The 14,967-nt window shown below is 72.0% G+C and carries 11 protein-coding genes; 5 read left to right on the plus strand and 6 right to left on the minus strand.

Going from position 1 to position 14,967, the window contains the following annotated elements:
* Window positions 1–2: 2 nt before the first annotated feature.
* From moaC to LQF12_RS02845, 4 genes are read right to left on the minus strand one after another with little or no spacing between them, the layout of a single operon-like run.
* Entirely contained in the window at window positions 3–482 is a 480-nt protein-coding gene (gene moaC / locus LQF12_RS02830; RefSeq protein WP_231054489.1) for a cyclic pyranopterin monophosphate synthase MoaC, read from the minus strand.
* Window positions 479–1,723, minus strand: coding sequence for a molybdopterin molybdotransferase MoeA (locus tag LQF12_RS02835; protein WP_231054490.1), 1,245 nt, complete (start codon window positions 1,721–1,723; stop codon window positions 479–481). The genes moaC and LQF12_RS02835 overlap by 4 nt, the downstream gene beginning before the upstream one ends.
* Window positions 1,720–2,871: a ThiF family adenylyltransferase gene (locus tag LQF12_RS02840; RefSeq protein ID WP_231054491.1), complete on the minus strand. Its 1,152-nt coding sequence runs from the start codon at window positions 2,869–2,871 to the stop codon at window positions 1,720–1,722. Before LQF12_RS02840 ends, LQF12_RS02835 begins: the two co-directional genes overlap by 4 nt.
* Window positions 2,872–2,907: 36 nt before the next feature.
* Window positions 2,908–3,672, minus strand: a complete 765-nt coding sequence (locus LQF12_RS02845; RefSeq protein WP_231054492.1) for an SDR family NAD(P)-dependent oxidoreductase — start codon at window positions 3,670–3,672, stop codon at window positions 2,908–2,910.
* 128 nt (window positions 3,673–3,800) lie between these two features.
* Here LQF12_RS02845 and LQF12_RS02850 point away from each other — a divergent pair, with 128 nt between their 5' ends.
* The 5 genes from LQF12_RS02850 to LQF12_RS02870 all read left to right on the plus strand — a co-directional run bounded on the left by LQF12_RS02850 (window position 3,801) and on the right by LQF12_RS02870 (window position 12,791).
* Window positions 3,801–9,677, plus strand: a complete 5,877-nt coding sequence (locus LQF12_RS02850) for an Ig-like domain-containing protein (RefSeq protein WP_231054493.1) — start codon at window positions 3,801–3,803, stop codon at window positions 9,675–9,677.
* 120 nt (window positions 9,678–9,797) lie between these two features.
* On the plus strand, window positions 9,798–10,187 hold the full coding sequence (locus LQF12_RS02855) for a TOBE domain-containing protein (protein ID WP_231054494.1): 390 nt from the start codon (window positions 9,798–9,800) through the stop codon (window positions 10,185–10,187).
* The gene (gene modA, locus LQF12_RS02860; RefSeq protein ID WP_231054495.1) at window positions 10,184–10,948 is read left to right on the plus strand and encodes a molybdate ABC transporter substrate-binding protein; all 765 of its coding nucleotides are present in this window, start codon (window positions 10,184–10,186) and stop codon (window positions 10,946–10,948) included. Before LQF12_RS02855 ends, modA begins: the two co-directional genes overlap by 4 nt.
* Window positions 10,949–10,992: 44 nt before the next feature.
* Window positions 10,993–11,763, plus strand: coding sequence for an ABC transporter permease (locus LQF12_RS02865; RefSeq protein WP_231054496.1), 771 nt, complete (start codon window positions 10,993–10,995; stop codon window positions 11,761–11,763).
* The gene (locus LQF12_RS02870) at window positions 11,760–12,791 is read left to right on the plus strand and encodes a sulfate/molybdate ABC transporter ATP-binding protein (protein WP_231054497.1); all 1,032 of its coding nucleotides are present in this window, start codon (window positions 11,760–11,762) and stop codon (window positions 12,789–12,791) included. Before LQF12_RS02865 ends, LQF12_RS02870 begins: the two co-directional genes overlap by 4 nt.
* A gap of 20 nt (window positions 12,792–12,811) precedes the next feature.
* Here LQF12_RS02870 and LQF12_RS02875 read toward each other — a convergent pair whose 3' ends face one another.
* Window positions 12,812–14,242, minus strand: a complete 1,431-nt coding sequence (locus tag LQF12_RS02875) for a sensor histidine kinase (RefSeq protein WP_231054498.1) — start codon at window positions 14,240–14,242, stop codon at window positions 12,812–12,814.
* Complete coding sequence (locus tag LQF12_RS02880) at window positions 14,232–14,954, minus strand: response regulator transcription factor (RefSeq protein WP_231054499.1); 723 nt, start codon at window positions 14,952–14,954, stop codon at window positions 14,232–14,234. Before LQF12_RS02880 ends, LQF12_RS02875 begins: the two co-directional genes overlap by 11 nt.
* Window positions 14,955–14,967: the final 13 nt, after the last annotated feature.

Here is a 14,967-nt window from a genome sequence, read left to right on the forward strand (position 1 = left end):
GGCTAGTCCGCCCGGTGCCAGTCACCGGACTTCCCGCCGGTCTTGGCCACCAGCCGGACCTGCTCGATGGTCGTGCCCTTGTCCAGCCCCTTGACCATGTCGAGCACGTTCAGCGCTGCCACGCTGACCGCCGTCAGGGCCTCCATCTCCACCCCGGTGCGGTCGGCCGTGCGGGCCGTGGCGCGTAGCGTGACGCCGTCGTCGGTGACCTTGGCCTCGAGGGCCACCCCGTGCACACCGATCACATGGGCCAGTGGCAGCAGCTCGGGGGTGCGCTTGGCGGCGGCGATCCCGGCGATGCGGGCGACGGCGAGGACGTCACCCTTGGGCACCGACCCCTCCCGCAGTGCCTCGAGCACGTGCGGGGCGCAGCGCACGAGACCCTCGGCGGTGGCTGAGCGGACCGTCGGCTGCTTCTCGGTCACGTCGACCATCCGGGCGTGCCCGGCCTCGTCCAGGTGGGTGAAGCGGGGCTGAGTCATCGCTCGGTTCCTTCCAGCAGGTCGATCAAGTCCCCGGGGCGCACCTCGGTGACCTCGGCCGGCACCCGCGCGAGGGCGTCCGCGGAGGCGAGGGTGCCCACCAGGTGCGAGCCGGACCCGCGGGCGCTCGCGGGCTGGACCCGCACCACCTCCACCGGGTCGGACTCGGTCGCGGCGGTGACGATCCGCACGGGCATGAACTGTTCCCTCCCCGCGGGGGAGGACCACCCCTGCCACGCACGGGCCGCCGTCACCGGGATCTCGGGGGAGGCCGCGTGCCCGGCGAGGGCGCGCAGGGCGGGCGCGACGAACACCTCGAAGGAGACGTACACGCTCACCGGGTTGCCGGGCAGGGTGAACACCAGCGTGCCGTCGCCCAGGCGGCCGAAGCCCTGCGGCTTGCCCGGCTGCATCGCGACCGGGCCGAACCACATCGCCGGCTCGGGGGCGAGCACCGCCTTGACCACGTCGTAGGCACCGACGCTGACGCCGCCGGAGCAGATGATCGCGTCGACCTGCCCGCTGGTCTCGGCGAGGATGCGCGCGAAGGTGGCCTCGTCGTCGGGGACGGCGCCGATGCGGATCGGATCGGCGCCCGCCTGGCGGACGAGCTCGGCGAGCAGGTAGGAGTTGGAGTCGGGGATCTGCCCGTGCTCGGGGGTGGTGCCCGGGGCGATGAGCTCGGTCCCGGAGGAGATGACCGCCACCCGGGGGCGCGGATGGACGGTGAGGCGCCCGTGACCGGCGGCTGCGGCGGCGGCGACGTGCCGGGCGCCGAGGGTGGTGCCGGCGGCCAGCACCAGGTCCCCGGCCGCGAGGTCGTCCCCGGCGCGGCGTACGTGCCGACCGACCTCCGGGGCCAGGGTGAGGTGCACCTGCTCGGTGCCGCCGTCGGAACGCTCGACCGGCACGATCGCGTCGGCGCCCTCGGGTAGTGGGGCACCGGTCATGATGCGGGCCACCGTGCCCGGGGCGAGCGGGTCGATCCGGGTGGCGCCGGCAGGGATGTCCGCGCTGACCGGCATCGCGACCGGGGCGTGCTCGTCCGCGCCGGTCAGCTCGGCCGCCCGCACGGCGTAGCCATCCATGGCGGAGTTGTCGAACAGTGGGATCGCGGTGGTGGAGCGGACGTCGCCGGCGAGCACGAGGCCGCCGGTCGCGGCCAGGTCCACGGTGGCCGGCGGGAGCGGGGTGACGGTGGCCAGGATGTGGCGGCGGTGCTCGGCCGCGGTGCGCGTCATCGGTTCTCCCAGGCGGTGATGCCACCCTCGAGCACGGTGACGGCGTAGCCGTGGCCGGCCAGGTCGGTGGCGGCCTGCTCCGAGCGCGGCCCCTGGGCGCAGTAGACGATCACCTCGGCGGTGTCGCCGATCTCGCCGCGGCCGGCCTCGGTGAGGGCGCGCGCGAGCGGGATGAGCCGGGAGCCGGGGATCGAGCTGCGCAGGTACTCCTCGGACTCGCGCACATCGAGCAGGATGAAGTCCTCGAGCCGGTGGCGGCGCTGGGTGAGGCGGTGGTCCAGCTCGGCGGGGGAGAGGCGGGGGATCGGTGGGGCAGGCGTGGCGCCCTCAGCAGCCTGAGAGGGAACGGGGGCCGGGGTGGCCTGACGCCCGGCAGCCGCGCTGGAGCGCAGCGGCAGCTCCGTCCAGCGGGCGTTGAGTGCATCCAGGACCAGCACCCGGCCCAGCAGCGGCTCGCCGATTCCCGCGATGAGCTTGATCGCCTCGTGCGCCATGACCGCTCCCACCTGCCCGCACAGCGCTCCCAGCACCCCGGCCTCGGCGCACGAGGGCACCTCGCCCGCAGCAGGTTCGCGCGGGAACAGGGTGCGCAGCCGCACCGGGTCGCGGCCCTGCGGCGGGGCGGCCCAGAACACCGAGACCTGGGCGTCGAAGCGCAGCACCGAACCCCACACCAGCGGCAGGCCGAGCCGTGCGCAGGCGTCGTCGACCACGTACCGGGTCGCGAAGGTGTCGGTGCCGTCGAGGACCAGGTCGGCCCCGCTCAGGAGGGTGTCGGCGTTGTCGGCGGTGAGGTGCTCGCTGCGCCGGTCGACGGTCAGGTCGGGGGCCAGGTCCCAGAGGGTCTCGGCGGCCGACTCGACCTTCGGCCGCCCGATGTCGGGGACACCGTGGGCGATCTGACGGTGCAGGTTGGACCGTTCGACCACATCGTGGTCGATGATCCGCAGCGTGCCCACGCCGGCCGCGGCCAGGTACATCAGCGCCGGGGAGCCGAGACCACCGGCGCCCACCACCGCAACGGTGGCGGCTCGCAGTCTCCGCTGGCCGATCTCGCCGAGCTGGGGCAGCAGGATGTGACGCGAGAGGCGGTCGGTCTCGGCGCGACTGAGCGCCGGACCCGGATCGACGAGCGGCGGCAGCGGCATGCTCCCTACGGTAGTGGGCCGCGTCGGCACCACGAGTCAGCGCGGCGGCATCCGCAGCGCGCCGTCGAGCCGGATCACCTCACCGTTGAGCAGCGGGTTGGCCACGATGTGGGCCACGAGGTCGGCATACTCCTCCGGGCGGCCCAGGCGCGCGGGATGCGGCACCAGCGCCTCGAGCGAGGCCCGCACCTCCTCGCCCAGCCCTGCCATCATCGGCGTCTCGAACACCCCCGGCGCGATCGTCATCACCCGGATCCCGCGGCTGGCGAGGTCGCGCGCGGCCGGTAGCGTCAGGCTCGCCACCCCGCCCTTGGAGGAAGCGTAGGCCGCCTGGCCGATCTGCCCGTCGTAGGCCGCCACGGACGCCGTCATCACCACCACGCCGCGGTCGCCGTCCAGGGGCTCGTTGCCCGCCATCGCCTCCGCGGCCGCCTCCAGCACCGCGAACGTGCCGATCAGATTGTTCTCGACCACCCGCCGGTAGTCGGCGAGGGGCAGCATCCCGCCCTTGCCGAGGATGCGGCCGGGGGTGGCCACCCCGGCGCAGCAGACGGCGGCCCGCAGCTCGCCCAGCTGCGTCGCCTGCTCGACGGCGGACCGTACGTCCTCGGCATCGGTCACGTCCCCGGGGGCGAAGGTGGCCGCTGCTCCCAGCTCGGTGGCCAGGCCGGCGCCACGGGAGGTGGGCAGGTCCAGCAGGACCACGCGGGCGCCGTCGGCGAGGAACCTCCGGGCCGTCGCCTCGCCCAGGCCGGACGCGCCACCGGAGATCAGGGCCACGGACTCGTCGGTGAGATGCACGTGCTCAGGGTAGGCGTTGCCCGGTCGTTCGACGTCTGCTTGACGCCTGTGCAGTGATCCGGGTTACCGTATCCCTGTTCTCGGGGGTGCCGGCTGGGGTGTTGTCGCCATGGTGGTCGGGCACGCCTGTGCAGATCGAACCGGGAGAGTTCTTCGTGCGCAGACTTACTGCCTTCTCACGCCTGCTGACCGCTGCCGCCGTGGCGTTGACGGGCTCGGTCGTCGCGGTCGGCACCGCGACACCAGCGGCCGCCGCGCCGCCGGCCTCGTGCATCGACACGCTGTACCTGGCCGACAACCTCAGCGGGAACATCCGCTCCCTGAACGTCAACACCGGAGCGGTCGGCGGCGTGCTCTACGACGGCACGCCGGGGTCGACGACGACTCCGAACCAGAACGGCATCGGTGCCGGCGGGGCGTACGCAATCAGTGCCAACAGCTCGCAGATCGTCGACTGGACGGCCTCGAGCGAGGCGATCCAGACCGCTACCAAGCCGACCGCGGCCAACGTGGGGCAGGTGGCCGGCGCCGTCAATCCGGCCACCGAGATGTTCTACTTCGGCGGCTACACCAGCCAGGCCTCCCCGCTGGTGCTCTGGACCTACGACCGGGACACCAACACCGTCGCCGGTCCGGTGGCGCGCATCAGCGTCCCCGACCTGCCCGGCGGGAACGGTGACCTGGCGTTCGGTCCCGATGGCACCCTCTACTTCGTCGCGGCCTCGGCGACTACGACAGCGCTGTACCGCTTCGAGGAGCCGGTCCCGACCAGCGGACCGGCCGTGACATTCCCGGCGTCCTCCGTGACCGAGCTCTCACGGACCACCGGCCTGACGGGAGCCTCGAACGGCATCGCCTTCGGCTCCGACGGCCTGCTCTACCTGGGTCGCGGCGCCGAGATCAGCCGTGTCAACCCGATCACCGGCGCCACCCAGGCGACGATCCAGATGACCGGTGCCTCCGTCTCGAGCACGGACCTGGCCTCCTGCGCCACCCCCAACACTGTCGAGGTCACGGTCGAGCTGCCCGATGGGCGGCTCGTGGACGGCGACCAGTTCACCACCGAGATCAGCGGCGGCAGCTACAACACGCCCGGCGTGGACAACCCCACCGGCACCACCAGCGGTGATGGCGGCGGCACGCAGGACTCCTCCGCAGGGCCGGCCCTGGTGCTGCCCGGCGAGACCTACGAGCTCGCGGTCGGCGGCGCCGGCGGCACCGATCTGAGCAACTATGTCGCGAACCACGTGTGCACCGACACCGCGACCGGCACCCAGGTCGCCAGCGGTCCCGGAGCGTCGCTGTCCTTCTCTCCTCCTGAGGGCACCGGCGCCGCGGTCGATTGCGTGGTCCAGCTCGCCGAGCCGGCCCCCTCGCTCAGCGTCGACAAGTCGGTGACCCCGGACACCTTCGATGCCGCCGGCGACGAGTTGGCCTACGAGATCGAGGTCTCCAACACCGGCAACGTGGCTCTCTCGGACTTCGCGGTCACCGATCCGCTGCCCGGCCTCGGCGACCTCACCTGCTCCCCGGTCGCCCAGGGCGAGACGTTGCCGATCGACGGGATCACCCTCTGCTCCGCCGGCTACACGGTGACCCAGGATGACATCGACTCCGGGGAGGACCTGGTCAACGAGGCCACGGCCGCCGGCACCCCGCCGCCGAACCAAGGCGATCGGATCAGCGCCAGCGACACCGTGACCTCCGCGAACGCGATCGAGGGTCCTGTCGCCGTCGACGACGAGGCGACCACCACCTTCGATGAGTCCGTGACCCTCGAGGGCGCCACCAACGACGTCGGCGGCTCCACCGTCGACCCGGCCGAGACCGTCTTCACCTCTCCCGAGGCCACCGACGGCGGCACGACGCTGATCACTGTTGAGGGAACCTGGTCGATCCAGCCCGATGGTTCGGTCGAGTTCACCCCGGCGCCGGGCTACTCCGGCACCACCGAGCCGGTGGAGTACGCCGTCTCGGACGCGCTCGACCGCACCGAGACCGCCACCCTGACCGTGACGGTACAGCCCGGCCCGGCGGCGGAGCCCGACAGTGACACCACCACCCAGGGCGAGCCCACGACCTTCGACCCGCTGGCCAACGACACCCCCGGCGTCAACCTGGACGGCAGCGACGGCGAGCTCGAAGCCGGCTCGATCGTCTTCGACCCGGACAACATCCCGGACGGCGGCACGCTCTCCGAGGACGGGAAGAGCCTCGAGGTCCCGGGCGAGGGCACCTGGACCTTCGAGGAGTCGGGTGAGGTGACTTTCCAGCCACTGCCGACGTTCGTCGGGGTGACCACCCCGGCCGGTTACCTGGTCACCGACCAGCTGGGCAACGAGGCCGGTTCGACGCTGACCGTCGTGGTCACCGCGGTCGACCCGGTCGCCAACGACGACAGCGCGAGCACCCCGTTCGCGACGCCCGTCACCCTCGAGGCAGGCACCGACGACACCCCCGGCCCCGGCGGCGAGATCGACCAGTCGCTGACCGTCTTCACCTCAGGCGACGCCACGAACGAGGGCACCACCCTCGTCACCGATGAGGGGACGTGGCAGGTGGAGGAGGACGGAACCGTCACCTTCACTCCGGCGGACGGCTTCACCGGGACGACGGCCCCGGTTGAGTACCAGATCACCGACACCAACGGTCAGAGCGATGTCGCCGACCTGACCGTGACGGTCGCCGTCGGACCCAGTGCTGAGGCGGATACGGAGACGACGCCGCAGAACGTGGACGTCGACGTCGCTCCGCTCGAGAACGACACCCCGGGTGACCTGGCCGACGGCGGTCCGGGGAGTTTCGACCCGGCCACGCTGGCGTTGCTGACCGACGGGCTGCCGGACAGCACCACCGTCTCCGACGACGGGCGCACCCTGACCGTCCCGGGCGAGGGCGAGTACGTCGTCGACCCCGAGACCGGGATCGTCACCTTCGATCCGGAACCGCTCTTCCGCGGGGACGCCTCGTCGGTGACGTACACGGTGACCGACCAGGCCGGAAACGCGACCACGTCGACGATCACGATCACGGTCAGCCCGATCGACCCGGTGGCGGGCGATGACGGCGCCAAGGGGCCGGCCGGACAGCCGGTGGTCGTGGACGCGCTCGAGAACGACGCCCCCGGTGCGGACACCGCACCCCTCGTGCCGGGTTCGGTCGTCCTGACCTCCCCCGACGCCGTCGACGACGGCAAGACCCTCGTCGTCCCCGGCGAAGGCGAGTGGACGGTCGACGAGGACGGAGTTGTGACCTTCACTCCAGAGGCCGGCTTCGCCGGTCAGGTCACTGTCGAGTACGAGGTCTCCGACAGCAACGGTGAGACCGCCACCGCGACCATCGTGGTGGTCGTGGGCAGCGCCCCGCTCGCCGCCCCTGACCTGGGCAGCACGCCGCAGGCAACGGCGACGGTGGTCGATCTCCTCGGCAACGACATCCCCGGCGACCAGGGCACGCCCTGCGACCCGCCCGGCTCGGACGAGCCCGCGGATTGTGACACCGGGGAGATCGACCCCGCGACCGTCGTCTTCACCGAGGACGGTCAGCCCGAGGGTGTCGAGATCTCCGAGGACGGCCGGACCCTGACGGTGCCCGGTGAGGGCGAGTACGTCATCGATGCCGAGTCCGGTGAGGTGACGTTCACGCCGGTCGCCTCGTTCCGCGGCGAGGCGAGCCCGGTGAGCTACCAGTTCACCGACAGCTACGACAACGTCGCCTCCTCCACCGTCACGATCACGGTGCGTGGGATTGATCCGGTGGCGAGTGATGATGCGGCGTCGACGCCGTTCGGGACGCCGGTGACGTTGCCTGGTGTGGTCGATGATGTGCCGGGTACTGATGACAATGGCACGCCGGAGGATCCGGCTGATGATGTGACGCCGGCGTTGGTTCCTGGGGCGACGGTGTTCCCGGTGGAGGGTCAGCCTGAGGGGGCTGTGGTCTCCGAGGACGGGAAGACCCTGACTGTTGATGGTGAGGGTGTGTGGCAGGTTCTCGAGTCCGGTGAGGTGGAGTTCACTCCTGCTGAGGGTTTCGCTGGTGTGACCTCGCCGGTGGTGTACCTGATCGAGGATGAGAACGGCACGACCGATACTGCTGAGCTGGTGGTCACGGTCGCCGTCGGACCCAGTGCTGAGGCGGATGCGGAGACGACGCCGCAGAACGTGGACGTCGAGGTCGCTCCGCTCGAGAACGACACCCCGGGTGACCTGGCCGACGGCGGTCCGGGGAGTTTCGACCCGGCCACGCTGGCGTTGCTGACCGACGGGCTGCCCGAGGGCACGACGGTCTCCGAAGACGGCCGGACCTTGATGGTGCCCGGTGAGGGTGAGTACGTCGTCGATGCCGAGACCGGTGCGGTCACCTTCGATCCGGAACCGCTCTTCCGCGGGGACGCCTCGTCGGTGACGTACACGGTGACCGACCAGGCCGGAAATGCGACCACGTCGACGATCACGATCACGGTGCGTGGGATTGATCCGGTGGCGAGTGATGATGCGGCGTCGACGCCGTTCGGGACGCCGGTGACGTTGCCTGGTGTGGTCGATGATGTGCCGGGTACTGATGACAATGGCACGCCGGAGGATCCGGCTGATGATGTGACGCCGGCGTTGGTTCCTGGGGCGACGGTGTTCCCGGTGGGGGGTCAGCCTGAGGGGGCTGTGGTCTCCGAGGACGGGAAGACCCTGACTGTTGATGGTGAGGGTGTGTGGCAGGTTCTCGAGTCCGGTGAGGTGGAGTTCACTCCTGCTGAGGGTTTCGCTGGTGTGACCTCGCCGGTGGTGTACCTGATCGAGGATGAGAACGGCACGACCGACACCGCTGAGCTGACCGTGACGGTGGCTGCCGGTCCGGTGGCTGAGTCCGATGCTGCGTCGACTGCGCAGAACACGGCGGTGACGGTGAACCCGTGGGGTAATGACACCGCGGGTGTGGATCCGGCCACGGGTGAGCCCGGTGCCTGGGACGCTTCGTCGGTGGTCTTCCCTGAGGGTCAGCCGGCTGGTGCTGTGGTCTCCGAGGACGGCAAGACCCTGACGGTGCCCGGTGAGGGTGAGTACGTCATCGACGCCGAGTCCGGTGAGGTGACGTTCACCCCGGAGGCGCAGTTCACCGGTCAGGCCACTCCGGTGGTCTATGAGGTGACCGATGAGTTCGGTAACCCCGCCACGGCCGAGATCGCCATCACCGTCGGTGAGACGGTGCCGGTCGCGACCGACGACGCCACCCGGACCGCCTACGAGCGCCCGGTCGACATCGACGTGCTCGACAACGACACCCCGGGTGCCGACGACGTCCCGCTGGACCCGAGCACGCTGCGGCTGATCGACCCTACGAGTGGTGACGAGGTCGAGCGGCTCGAGGTGCCCGGCGAAGGCGTGTGGAGTGTCGTCGACGGCCAGATCCGGTTCGAGCCCGAGGACGGCTTCTCGGGCCCGGTGACCCCGGTGCGCTACGTCGTCCTCGACGACAACGGCACCCAGGCCACCGCGGAGGTCTCGGTCGTCGTCGGCGGCCCGGGCGTGGCCGAGGCCGTCAGCGGGAACGTCATGGCCGGGCAGACCGTCACCCTCGACGTCATCGGTGCGGTCTCACCGGCACCGGGGGAGGAACTGCTGCCCGAGACCCTGTGCCTCGTGCCCGGCAGCATCGTCGTCGACGGCGAGCTCCTCGACCCGAGCGGTGACGTGGTCGAATGCGTCGACCGGCACACCGAGCCCGGCGTCGGCACCTGGGTCGTGCAGCCGGACGGCACGGTCGACTTCACCGCGGCCGAGGAGTTCAGCGGTTCGGTCTCGATCGAGTACCGGATTGAGGACACCGGCGGCTACACCTACGGATCGACCATGACCGTCGACGTCGAGGCCGCTCCGGCCGAGCCGGGTGCCGGTGAGGATCCGATGCCGGACACCGGCGCCCCGAACCTGCTCTGGCCGCTGCTGGCAGCCGGCGGGGCCATCCTGCTCGGCGTGCTGCTGCTGATCCGCCGGCGGATGACGCGCTGATCCTCGGCAAGGCCCGCCCCCAGGGAGACCTCCTCGGGGGCGGGCATTGCTGTATCCGTGAGCGCACTAGCGAAGCGGAACCGACACACGATCCGCATCTGCGTCGCCTAGGATCGATTCATGCCGCATTATCGGATCAGCGAGGCCGCCGCTCTGCTCGGGGTCAGCGACGACACCCTCCGCCGTCGTATCGACGCCGGTGACCTGCCTTCGACCACCGATGACGCCGGCCGCGCGGTCGTCCCGGGGGAGGCCCTCGCCCGCTGGGCGCAGCAACGCGCCGCGACCCCCGCGCAGCACGGCCCGACCAGCGCCCGCAACCGCCTCGAGGGACTGGTCACCGCGATCACCACCGATGCCGTGATGGCGCAGGTGGAGCTCCAGTGCGGGCCCTTCCGCATCGTCTCGCTGATGTCCTCCGAGGCGGTGCGCGATCTCGGCCTCGAGATCGGCTCCCGCGCCGCCGCGGTGGTCAAGGCGACCACGGTGATCGTCGAGGCGCCGCGATGAGGCGACGACGCAGGCTCGCCGTCGTCGCCGCGCTTGCCCTGGCCCCCGCCCTCCTCGCGACCGGCTGCAGCGCCGCTTCCGAGGCCGGGCAGGAGACGCTCACCGTCTATGCCGCCGCCTCGCTGGCCGGCCCGGTCAGCGAGCTGCTGTCCGAGTACGCCGCCGGGCACCCCGAGGTGAGCGTCGAGCCCGCCGTCTTCGACGGCTCGTCCACCCTCGCCACCCAGATCGGCCAGGGCGCCGATCCGGACGTCATCGTCACTGCCAACGAGGCCACCATGGCCGACCTCACCGCGGCCGGGCTGGTGGACGAGCCGCAGGTGGTGGCCACCAACACCCTCGTCATCGCCGTCCCCGAGGGCAACCCGGGCGGTGTCGGCTCCCTGACCGACCTCGCCGGGCCCGGGGCCGTCGCCACTGTGCTCTGTGCACCCCAGGTGCCCTGCGGCGATGCCGCCGCCACCCTGCTCGCACTCAATGACGTCGAGATCGACCCACTCAGCCTCGAGCAGAACGTCACCGCTGCCGCTGAGCGCGTGGCGTCCGGCGCCGCCGGCGCTGCCCTGGTCTACGCCACCGACGTCTCCGCCCGGGAGGACCGGCTCGACGCCGTCGTGCCCGAGCGGGCCGAGGCGGTCGTCAACCGCTACCCCGCGGCCACGCTGACCACCGCCGGCCCTGCTGGTGACCAGTTCCTGGAGCTGCTCAGCTCCGCGCGAGGCGCCGCCGTGCTCGCCGACTATGGATTCGGCCCACCGTGAGCGGCACGCGCCCATCGCGCGAGCAGGGTGGTCGGATCCCGCCGATGCTGCTGGCCCCCGCCCTCCTCGCCGTCGCGCTGCTCACCCTGCCGCTGCTCGCGCTGCTGCCCCAGGTCGACTGGGCGAGCGCCCCGCGGGCGCTCACCTCGCCGGACGCCCTCGCCGCGGTGAGCCTGTCCCTGCGGACCGGACTGGTCGCCGTCGGGTGCTGCCTGCTCCTGGGCATCCCGCTTGCGCTCGTGCTCGCCCGCGCACCCGGACCCGTCGCCACGGTGCTGCGGGTGCTGGTGACACTGCCGCTGGTGCTGCCGCCCCTGGTCGGCGGCCTCGCCCTGCTGTACCTGTTCGGACCCACCGGCTGGCTCGGGCAGGCCACGGGCGCCGTCGGGATCTCGGTGCCGTTCACCACCGCGGCGGTGGTGCTGGCGCAGACCTTCGTGGCGTTGCCGTTCCTGGTGATCTCCCTCGAGGGGGCCCTGCGCACCGCGGGTGGGCGCTACGCCACGGTGGCGGCCACGCTCGGTGCCGGCCGGTGGACGGTGCTGCGGCGGATCACCCTGCCGCGTGCGATGCCGGGTCTCATCGCCGGCACCGTGCTGGCATTCGCGCGCGCGGTGGGGGAGTTCGGCGCCACGGCGATGGTGGCCGGCAATGCCCCCGGACGCACCCAGACCATCCCGATGGCGATCTACACCGCATTCAACGGCGCGGGCGTGAGCCAGGACTCCGCGCTCGCGCTCGCCCTGCTGCTGGTGATCGTCGCCCTGGTGATCCTGCTCGGGTTGCGGGACTGGCGCCGCCGGGAGACGTGGTGAGGCCGTTGCAGGCCCGGGTGCGCCTGGAGCGCCCCGGCTTCCTCCTCGATGTCGAGCTGGAGGTCCCGGCCGGTCAGGTGCTGGCGATCGTCGGGCCGAACGCGGCGGGCAAGTCGACCCTGCTGCAGGTGCTGGCCGGCTTGCTGCGGCCCACCGCCGGTCAGGTGCGGATGGGGGAGCGGGTGCTGACCTCCGACCGCATCCACGTGCCGCCCGAGCGGCGGGGCATCGGACTGCTCGGCCAGGACCCGCTGCTCTTCGATCACCTCAGCCTGCTGGAGAACGTCGCCTTCGGCCCGCGCGCAGCGGGCCTGCCCCGCGCTCCGGCGCGGGCGGCGGCGCAGCGCTGGCTGACGCGGGTGGGGCTGGACGGACTGGGCGCGCGCCGTCCGGCCAGTCTCTCGGGCGGGCAGGCGCAACGCGCGGGGCTCGCACGTGCCCTCGCCGCCGAGCCGGAGGTGTTGTTGCTGGACGAACCGCTGGCCGCCCTGGACGCCGAAGCCGCTCCGGAGCTGCGCCAGCTGCTGGCAGGCCAGCTGCGCGAGACCGGAACGACCGCCGTCGTGGTCTCCCACGACGTGCTGGACGCAGCGTTGCTCGCCGACGAGATCCTGGTGCTGCGCGAGGGTGCGGTGGTCGAGCACGGCCCGGTCGCCCAGGTGCTGGCGGCGCCGGCCACGGCCTTCACCGCGGCTCTGATGGGCGTGACGCTGGTCCCCGGGATCGCCCGGGGCGGAATCGTGCACACGGCGTGGGGCCCCGTGCCGGCGGAGGTTCCCGACGGCGTCCGGTGCTCCGTGCGCGTGCCCCCGGCCGCCGTCGTGGTGACCGGTGAGGGCGACGGCGTGCCCGCGCGGGTGCGGTGGCTGGAACCCGCGGCGGGCGGGATCCGGGCCCGCTTGATCGGTGCTGAGGGTGCGGAGCTGCTCGCTGACGTCGACCTGGCACGGGTGGCGCCGGGCCTCGAACCGGGGGCACAGGTGGGGGTGCGCCTGGATCCGGGGCGTGTCGGCGTGGGCGTCGACTGACGAGGATGTCCCGATCGGGTTCACGCCGGCGTCGTTGATCTCCCGAGCCGGACGGTGATGGTCGCCCCGCCACCGGGGGTGGGCTGGTGGGCCACGGTGCCGCCGTGCGCGGCCACGATGGTCGCCACGATCGCCAGGCCGAGGCCGGAACCGCCGGAGGTGCGGGTGCGGGAGGTGTCCGGGCGGTAGAACCGTTCGAAGATGCGGTCGGCGTCCTTCTCAGCCACCCCGGGGCCGTGGTCGACCACCGCGAGCACGGCCCCCTCGCCGGCGAGACCGGTGTGCAGCTCCACCGGCGTACCGGCCGGGGTGTGCTGGACGACGTTGCCGATCAGGTTCGTCACCACCTGCCGCAACCGGTCGCCGTCGCCGGTCACCAGCACCGGACCGGAGGTGACCAGCTCCACCGGCCGGGAGGGGTCCAGCGCCTTGAGGTCCCCGACGGCGTCGCCGGCGATCGCGGTCAGGTCCACCTCGTCGCGGCGCAGGTCCCGGCCCTCGTCCAGCCGGGCGAGGGCGAGCAGGTCGTTGACCAGCGAGCCCATCCGGACCGCTTCGCTCTCGATCCGCCCCATCGTGGTGGCGAGCTCCTCCTGCGGGACGGCGCCCATCCGGTACAGCTCGCCGTACCCGCGGATCGAGGCCAGCGGGGTCCGCAGCTCGTGGGAGGCGTCGGAGACGAACCGGCGCATCCGCGCCTCCGAGGCCGCCTGAGCGGCGAAGGAGGTCTCCAGGGTCGCGACCATCGAGTTGAAGGAGACGGCCAGGCGGCCCACCTCGGTGGTGTCCGGGGCCACCGGGGCGCGCCGGCTCAGGTCCCCCGAAGCCACCGCGGCGGCGGTGTCCTCGATATCACGCAGGCCCCGCAGGGAGCGCTGCACGGCGACATAACCGCCGGCCGCGGCCAGGGTCACCACCCCGAGCCCGACGAGCAGGGTGAACAGCTGCATCTGGGCGAGGGTCGCCGTCACATCGTCCATCGGGAGGGCGACGGCCACGGTGACGGGTGTGTCCTGGCCGACGAAGCCGGGCAGGAGCACCATCCGCCACGTGGAGCCGCCTTCGACCGATCCGATGGTCTGGGTCTTGCCCGCCAGGGTGTCGAGCTGGTCGTAGGCGACCGACGGGATGTCCGGCACCGCGTCGGTCCCGGTGGTGGCCGGGATGTCCATGAACGTGGAGCCGTCGGTGGCCAGCACGCGCACGTAGTACGTCGTGACCGGTTGCTCCCGCTCGTCCTGCGGATCGAACGGACCGCGGTTCTCCAACAGCTGCACGGCGTTGTCGAGATTGTCATCGACCTGGGCGATCAGGGACCGCTTGAGCAGCGTCATCGTCACCACGCCGGTGGCCACGAGTGCCGCCACGAGCAGCGCCACCATGATCAGGACCAGGTGCACGCGCAACGGCAGCTCCTTGAGCCCCGGGCGGCGCCGTTCCTCACTGCGCACGGAGCACGTACCCCACGCCGCGCTTGGTGTGGATCAGCGCCGGGCCGGTCTCGGCGAACGGGGTGTCCACCTTCCGGCGCAGGTAGGAGATGTAGGACTCCACGATCGCGCCGTCACCACCCCAGTTGTAGGCCCACACGTGGTCGAGGATCTGCGCCTTAGACAGCACCCGCCCGGCGTTGAGCATCAGGTAGCGCAACAGCGTGAACTCGGTGGGTGAGAGCTCGATCTCGACGCCGCCCCGGCGCACCTCGTGTGCGTCCTCGTCCATCTCCAGGTCGGCCACCCGTAGCAACGAGTCCTCACCCGCCGGCGCCACGGTCTGAGCCCGCCGCAGCACCGCACGGATGCGGGCGATGACCTCGTCCAGGCTGAACGGCTTGGTGACGTAGTCGTCGCCACCGACCGTCAGCCCCGCCACCTTGTCGCCGGTGTCGTCCTTGGCAGTGAGGAAGAGCACCGGCACGTGCGTCCCGGTCTCGCGCAGCCTGCGGGTGACGGCGAAGCCGTCCAGGTCCGGCAGCATCACGTCCAGGACGATCAGGTCGGGCGTCACCTCGCGAGCCAGGCGCAGCGCCTCCTGGCCGTCCGCGGCCACCGTCACCTCGAAGCCGGCGAACCGGAGGGAGGCGGAGAGAAGCTCGCGGATGTTGGGTTCGTCGTCGACGACCAGCAGCCGGGCCTCGGCGGAGGTCTCCTGTGCGGTGCTCATGGCACCCAGTGTG

This window comes from Ruania suaedae (assembly GCF_021049265.1).
GTDB lineage: Bacteria > Actinomycetota > Actinomycetes > Actinomycetales > Beutenbergiaceae > Ruania > Ruania suaedae.

Excerpts from the sequence above, each read along its gene's own strand:
- LQF12_RS02840 (WP_231054491.1), bottom strand. The coding sequence starts at position 2,871 with ATGCCGCTGCCGCCGCTCGTCGATCCGGGTCCGGCGCTCAGTCGCGCC.
- LQF12_RS02880 (WP_231054499.1), bottom strand. The coding sequence starts at position 14,954 with ATGAGCACCGCACAGGAGACCTCCGCCGAGGCCCGGCTGCTGGTCGTC.
- modA (WP_231054495.1), top strand. The coding sequence starts at position 10,184 with ATGAGGCGACGACGCAGGCTCGCCGTCGTCGCCGCGCTTGCCCTGGCC.
- LQF12_RS02855 (WP_231054494.1), top strand. The coding sequence starts at position 9,798 with ATGCCGCATTATCGGATCAGCGAGGCCGCCGCTCTGCTCGGGGTCAGC.
- moaC (WP_231054489.1), bottom strand. The coding sequence starts at position 482 with ATGACTCAGCCCCGCTTCACCCACCTGGACGAGGCCGGGCACGCCCGG.
- LQF12_RS02865 (WP_231054496.1), top strand. The coding sequence starts at position 10,993 with ATGCTGCTGGCCCCCGCCCTCCTCGCCGTCGCGCTGCTCACCCTGCCG.
- LQF12_RS02835 (WP_231054490.1), bottom strand. The coding sequence starts at position 1,723 with ATGACGCGCACCGCGGCCGAGCACCGCCGCCACATCCTGGCCACCGTC.